We start from the raw sequence: 6,089 nt of genomic DNA, 5'->3' as shown, positions 1-6,089 counted from the left end.
TTTTTGAATAAAAATATTCAATTAAATATTGTTGATAATAGAAACGAACCGTCTCAAAAAATTCATTTTTGTTACAAAGGTGGAATTGTAGAATACCTTGATTATTTAAACGAAAATAAAAAAATTTTAACACAATCTTTTTATCAAGAATATGAATTTGAAAATATTTTTTTAGAAATCGCTTTTCAATATACAGAAGTTTATTCTACGAATATTTATTCTTTTGTTAATAATATTCCGACTCACGAAGGTGGTACTCACGAAGAAGGATTTAAAATGGCTTTAAATCGGGTTTTATCTAAATATGCTAAAGATAAAAATCTTTTAAAAAAAGAAATTAGTTTTATCGGTGAAGATACTTTAGAAGGTGTTACTGCGATTATTTCTTTAAGACACCATAATCCTTTGTTTGAAGGTCAAACCAAAGCTAAATTAGGTAATCAAGAAGTAAGACAATTTATTTCTAAAGCTTTTGGAGAAGCTTTAGAAAGATATTTATTAGAAAATCCCCAAGAAGCTAAAAAAATCGTGGGCAAATGTTTATTAGCAGTCAAAGCTCGTATAGCTGCTAAAAAGGCTCGAGAATTAACACGTCGTAAATCTCCTTTGGATTCTTTAGGTTTTGCTTCAAAATTAGCAGATTGTTATTCAAAAGATCCTATTTTTTCTGAATTATATATCGTCGAAGGAGATTCTGCAGGTGGTTCGGCTAAGCAAGGAAGAAATTCCAAATTTCAAGCAATTCTTCCTTTAAGAGGGAAAATTATTAATGTAGAAAAAACTCGTTTAGAAAAAGTTTTGAGCAATAACGAAATTGTTTCTCTGATACAAGCTATTGGAACAGGAATTGATAAAGATTTTGATTTAAATAAAGCGCGTTATCATCGTATTATTATTATGACTGATGCAGATGTAGATGGCGCACATATTCGTACTTTACTCTTAACTTTTTTCTTTAGAAATTTGAAATCTTTAATTGAAAAAGGTTATATTTATTTTGCTCAACCTCCTTTATATAAAATTAAATACAATAAAATTGTAGAAAAATATATATATAATGAAATAGAATTAACAGAATTTTTAACGCAACATAAAGGTAAAATAACTTTACAACGTTATAAAGGTTTGGGAGAAATGAACCCAGAACAACTTTGGGATACTACCATGAACCCACAAACTCGCACTTTACTTAAAGTTAATTTAGAAGATTCAGTAGAAGCAGATCGTACTTTTAATATGTTAATGGGTGAAGAAGTTTCATCACGAAAAGAATTCATTAAAGAAAACGCCATTTATGCAGATATTGATGTTTAATTTCTTTATTTCATTTATTAATAAAAAAAGCTAAAGGTCATTAATTATGAGTCCAAATAACATTAAAAAAAATATTTTTAAAAATAAACCTAATCTTTTAAATAATCCAAATGTTTTTGATAATATTGGTGCCATTAAATTTGTTGAAATTAATCAAGAGATGAAAAAATCTTTTTTAAGTTATGCCATGAGTGTCATTGTCTCTCGCGCCTTGCCTGAAATAAAAGATGGTTTAAAACCTGTGCAAAGAAGAATTTTATATGGTATGAAAGAATTAGGTGTTTATCATCAGGCTAGTTATAAAAAAGCAGCTAGAATTGTTGGTGATGTTATGGGGAAATATCATCCTCATGGTGATAGTAGTATTTATGATGCTATGGTAAGAATGTCACAAGAATTCAATTATCGTTATCCTTTAGTGGATGGACATGGTAACTTTGGTTCGATTGATGGAGATGCTGCAGCTGCTATGCGTTATACAGAAGTGCGTATGTCCAAAATAGCTATGGAATTAATTAAAGATATTGATCAAAATACCATTGATTTTACTAAAAATTACGATAATTCTGAACAAGAACCTATTGTTTTACCTACTAGTTTCCCAAATCTTTTAGTCAATGGTTCTACAGGTATTGCTGTAGGTATGGCTACTAATATACCTTCTCATAATTTAGTTGAAGTTATTGATGCCTTAATTGCTTATATTAATAATAAAGATATTGATATAGAAGGATTGATGCAATATATTAAAGGTCCAGATTTTCCTACAGGAGGAGAGTTAATAGGTGTTAATAATTTAAAAGAAGCTTATACAACAGGTCGAGGCCGTGTTTTTATTCGTGCTAAAACAAGTGTTGTTAAAAATGAAAAAAATAAGTTTTCTGTTATTATCCATGAAATCCCTTATCAAATTAAAAAAAGTAGTTTAATTGAAAAAATCGCTTTATTAACTAAAGATAAAATTATTGATGGTATTACAGATTTGCGTGATGAATCTTCTAGTCGAGAAGGTATTCGCATTGTGATTGATTTAAGAAAAGATATTAATCCGCAAATTTTTTTAAATAATTTATATAAACATTCACAATTACATATTTCTTTTAACTTTAATATGATTGCGTTAGTAAATGGGACACCTCATTTAGTTAATTTAAAAAAAATTTTAGAAGAATTTTTTCTATTTCGTATTGATGTTATTAATCGTCAAAAACAATTTGAATTAGCTAAAGCGTCAACTAAAAAACATTTAATTGAGGCAGCTGTAAAGGTGTTAAATGATATTGATAATACAATTGAATTGATTAAAAAAGCTAAAGATATTCGTGATGCTCAAACGAAACTAATGGATAAATATAACTTTGATGAATTACAAAGTAAATCTATTTTAGAAATGAGTTTACAAAAAATCACTAATTTAGAAATCGAAAAAATAAAAAAAGAAGAACAAAATTTAATTACTCAAATTCAATCATGTCAAGAAATTATTAATTCTCAAACTAAAAAAGAAAATATTTTTCAAAAAGATTTATTACGAATTAAAAAAATATTTCAAGATGAAAGAAAAACTATTATCAACAAAGATGTAAATGAATTTAATATACCTAATGAAAATTTAATTGAAGAAGAACGTATTTTAATTACTGTTACACATAAAGGTTATGTTAAACGTTTAAATTTAGATATTTATAAAAAACAACATAAGGGTGGTAAAGGTGTCAACGGCATCACTGTCAACACAGATGATTTTGTCAAACACTTTGTTATTTCTACTACTCATAGTTATCAATTGTTTTTTACTAATAAAGGAAAAGTTTATCAATTAAAAGGTTATCAAATACCTTTTTTTAGTCGCCAATCTAAAGGTATTCCATTAGTTAATTTAATTCCTTTAGAAAAAGGAGAATTTTTAACTTCTTTAACTAGTGTTGATGATTTTAAACAAGCTAATGATTGTTTAGTTTTAATTACCAAAAAAGGTTTAGTTAAGAGAAATAACATTAAAGAATATGAAAATATTCGCAAGAAAGGGAAAATAGCTTTTCCTTTGAAAATAATTAATGATGAAGTATTATGTGTATTAAATACTTCTGGCAAACAAGATATTATTTTAGCTGCTTCTAACGGTAGAGCTATTCGCTTTAACGAAATGTCTATTCGGAAAACAACTCGTCAAGGCGTAGGCGTTAAAGGGATGAATATAGATATTGAAAATAACGAAGTGATTGTCGGAGCTGCTGTTGTTTCTTTTCCAGAACAAGATATTTTAGTTTTAACTGAAAAAGGTTATGGTAAAAAAACTAAAAGCAAAGAATATAAAAAACAAAAAAAAGGCGGAAAAGGACAAAAAACTTTTAAAATAACTTCTAAAAACGGACAATTAGTGATGTTAGATACTATTTTACCTAATGAAGAAATAATTTTGATTTCTGATATGGGAAAAGTGATTCGAATAGAAAACAAAGATGTGGCATTAACTAAAAATAAGTTAACTCAAGGATATAGATTATTTAATTTAGAAAATAATCAAAAATTAGTATTAGCAGTTGTGGTTCCAAAAGAAAAAGACGCAATATAAAAAAGATTTTTTCATCTTAATTATATTGGAAATATTTTATTTTTAAATTTTAAAAATAAAAGTCATATATTTTAATCAATTGTGATTAAATTATATATATTTGAAATAACTATTTTTATATAAAGGTTTCTATGAAAATGTGCACTGAATATAAAACTAAAATCGTTTATAAGAAAATAACTAAAAATCCAACTGCTACTCAAAAAGCAGGTTTTTATTTAAGTCAATTAATTCATGAACAACAATATTCATTACTAAAAAAACATATTATTTTAATAGAAGGAAAAGTAGGCTCAGGTAAGACAGTTTTTACCAAAGGTATAGCTAAACAATTAAAAGTAAAAACTCATGTTAATAGTCCTACTTTTTTTTTATTAAAAACTTATCAAGGAAAAATCATCAAGTTACATCATTTAGATTTATATAGTATTTTAACTTCAAAGAACCCTCCTAGTTTGTTTTCTACAGTTGAAGAATTATTAGAAATGGTCGATATTGGTGATATAGTAGTGGCTGAATCGATAGAAAAAGGCGCACTTTTTTTTCCTTATTGGGATTTTAAAGTATGTTTAGAAATTGTTAATCATAAAACCAGAAATATCATTATAGAACAAAAAAATGTTTAAAGTAAAAGAAAAGCAAAATAATTGTAAAAAATTTAATTATGAATGATTTGAAAAATTTAAAATATATTATGTTAGATATTTCTGCTAATGTACAATTAGTATGGTTAATTTCTGAAAAATGCATCATTAAGGAAAAAAAATATATTCATCGCATGAATTTTGTAGAAAATATGATGCCTTTAATTCATCAAATTTTAACAGAAACAAATTTAACTTTAAAAAAACTGAATGGTATTATTGTTGGTGTTGGTCCTGGTTCTTATATAGGGACAAGGTTATCTATTGTGACAGCTAAAATTTTGGCTCTGGAATTAAAAATTCCTTTATTTTATATTAGTAGTTTATTGCTTTTATCTAGTGGTTTTTTGGAACAAAGAATTACGCCTAAAATTTACGCACGTAAAGATTTTTTTTATAGTTTTAGTTTGGATAACAATCAAATTATTTTATCTGAAAATATATATCAACAAAGTTTTTTAAATAATTTTCCTAATCATTTGATTTTGAACGTTGATACTTTGAAAGTATCTCCACAAAATATTTTGAAATACATGCATCAAATAACGAATCCACATGATTTAGTACCTCGTTATTATGGTTATAATTTTCAGATATGATGGTTAAGAGTTCAATTACCCAATATTGTTTATTTAAATTATGTTAAAAAAAGGGGATATTTATAATGATTGTTTTATCTATTGAAACTAGTTGTGATGAAAATAGTGTTGCAATTACTAAAAATGGTAAACAAGTTTTATCTAATGTTGTTTTTTCTCAAATTAAAGATCATCAAAAATTCGGAGGTGTAGTTCCAGAAATAGCTGCGCGTAAACATTCTGAAGTGATAACTTTAATTTATGAACAAGCTCTGCGAGAGGCTAATTTGACCATTAAAGATATTGATGTGGTAGCTGTAACACAAGGACCAGGTTTAATTAGTGCGTTATTTGTGGGTATTAACGCAGCTAACACATTGGCTTATATACACCAAAAACCACTTATAGCAGTAAATCATTTGGCAGGTCACATTTATTCTGTGCAAATAGAAAAGGAATTTTCTTTTCCTACTTTAATACTTTTGATTTCAGGCGGTCATACAGAATTATTTTATATGAAAAATCATTTTGATATTAAGCATATTGGTTATACTTTAGATGATGCAGTAGGTGAAATTTATGATAAAGTAGCGAGAAGCTTAAATTTAGGATATCCTGGTGGCCCTATAATTGAAGAATTAGCATTGAAAGGGCAAGATATTTATCAATTTCCTAGACCTTATATTAAAAATAAAAATTTAAATTTTAGTTTTTCTGGATTAAAAAGTAAAATTATAAATTTTATTTACCATCAAAAATTATTGTCACCAGAAAATATCAATCATATTTGCAATTCTTTTCAACAAAGTATAGTTGATGTTTTAATAGAAAAAACAAAAAGAGCACTTATACATTTTAAAACGAAACAATTAGCAATAGTAGGTGGTGTTGCTGCCAATAATTTTATTAAACAAAGTTTTCAAAAAAATTTTACTTCTTTAGAAATTATAATTCCGAGTGCGAAATATTGTACTGATC

At 26.3% G+C, this 6,089-nt stretch carries 5 protein-coding genes; all 5 read left to right on the top strand.

What is annotated here, in order from left to right; all coding sequences use genetic code 11:
• On the top strand, positions 1-1,314 hold a 1,314-nt coding region (locus AlmWB_RS01485), incomplete at its 5' end, for a toprim domain-containing protein (RefSeq protein ID WP_050337379.1).
• 46 nt (positions 1,315-1,360) lie between these two features.
• Complete coding sequence (gene gyrA, locus AlmWB_RS01480; RefSeq protein WP_050337378.1) at positions 1,361-3,889, top strand: DNA gyrase subunit A; 2,529 nt, start codon at positions 1,361-1,363, stop codon at positions 3,887-3,889.
• A gap of 131 nt (positions 3,890-4,020) precedes the next feature.
• Positions 4,021-4,515: a tRNA (adenosine(37)-N6)-threonylcarbamoyltransferase complex ATPase subunit type 1 TsaE gene (gene tsaE / locus AlmWB_RS01475; RefSeq protein ID WP_083993361.1), complete on the top strand. Its 495-nt coding sequence runs from the start codon at positions 4,021-4,023 to the stop codon at positions 4,513-4,515.
• Positions 4,516-4,553: 38 nt separating this feature from the next.
• Positions 4,554-5,132: a tRNA (adenosine(37)-N6)-threonylcarbamoyltransferase complex dimerization subunit type 1 TsaB gene (gene tsaB, locus AlmWB_RS01470; RefSeq protein ID WP_050337374.1), complete on the top strand. Its 579-nt coding sequence runs from the start codon at positions 4,554-4,556 to the stop codon at positions 5,130-5,132.
• A gap of 65 nt (positions 5,133-5,197) precedes the next feature.
• On the top strand, positions 5,198-6,089 hold an 892-nt coding region (gene tsaD, locus AlmWB_RS01465), incomplete at its 3' end, for a tRNA (adenosine(37)-N6)-threonylcarbamoyltransferase complex transferase subunit TsaD (RefSeq protein ID WP_083993360.1).

Origin of the sequence: Candidatus Phytoplasma phoenicium (assembly GCF_001189415.1) — a bacterium.
Classification (GTDB): domain Bacteria; phylum Bacillota_I; class Bacilli_A; order Acholeplasmatales; family Acholeplasmataceae; genus Phytoplasma; species Phytoplasma phoenicium.
The sequence above is the reverse complement of the archived record's forward strand: the minus strand, read 5'-3'. Positions and strand labels throughout refer to the sequence as shown.

What these genes read in the sequence shown, in the direction of transcription:
- gyrA (WP_050337378.1), top strand. Translation starts at nt 1,361, where the DNA reads ATGAGTCCAAATAACATTAAAAAAAATATTTTTAAAAATAAACCTAAT.
- tsaE (WP_083993361.1), top strand. Translation starts at nt 4,021, where the DNA reads ATGAAAATGTGCACTGAATATAAAACTAAAATCGTTTATAAGAAAATA.
- tsaB (WP_050337374.1), top strand. Translation starts at nt 4,554, where the DNA reads ATGAATGATTTGAAAAATTTAAAATATATTATGTTAGATATTTCTGCT.